The following is a 510-nucleotide window of genomic DNA, read 5'->3' as shown; positions in this document are numbered from 1 at the left end:
TGGTGATGCACTGCTGGTGTATTCTGAACTACATGAGTCGGTCAATATCGTGCCGGCTTCGCAGTTCAATACTGATTAGTTGGCGCTGCTGAAAATCACGTTGAAAGTGACGGGAACTGTCTGATCAATGCTGGCCAGGCCCGCCAGTTCCTGCAGTTTTTTCACACCATCGGTCAAACCAAACTGCACTGTGTTAAGCAGAATGGGTTGCGTGGTGGTGGCCAGCAACTGCTCATTGGCTAAGCGCGTAATTTGTAAAGGTATGGGCAGGATTTGTGATTTGGTATTCAGCTCTAACTGACCTTTAATCTCCAGCGCCGTGGATTCACCCACATCCAGCTCCATCACGGTTTTTGGTACCTGGGCGGTCAGGGTGGCGTTAGGGAATAGCTTAAACATGTGCTCGCGCATGCGCTCATTGCGGATAGGAATGTTGGTTTCTACCGAATTCAGCTCAATATTGATCTTCAGGCTGCCATCGTCGGCCAGTGTGCCGCTAAATGCCGTGAA

Annotated in this window: 1 protein-coding gene; it reads right to left on the bottom strand. The window is 50.2% G+C overall.

Annotated features, from left to right (window positions below; genetic code table 11):
- Positions 1 to 75: 75 nt before the first annotated feature.
- Positions 76 to 510: YceI family protein (locus J0A66_RS21585; protein ID WP_206575919.1), on the bottom strand; the 435-nt coding region annotated here is incomplete at its 5' end.

Source organism: Bowmanella dokdonensis (genome assembly GCF_017254865.1).
Classification (GTDB): Bacteria; Pseudomonadota; Gammaproteobacteria; order Enterobacterales; family Alteromonadaceae; genus Bowmanella; species Bowmanella dokdonensis.
This window is presented reverse-complemented; position numbering and strand designations above follow the sequence as displayed.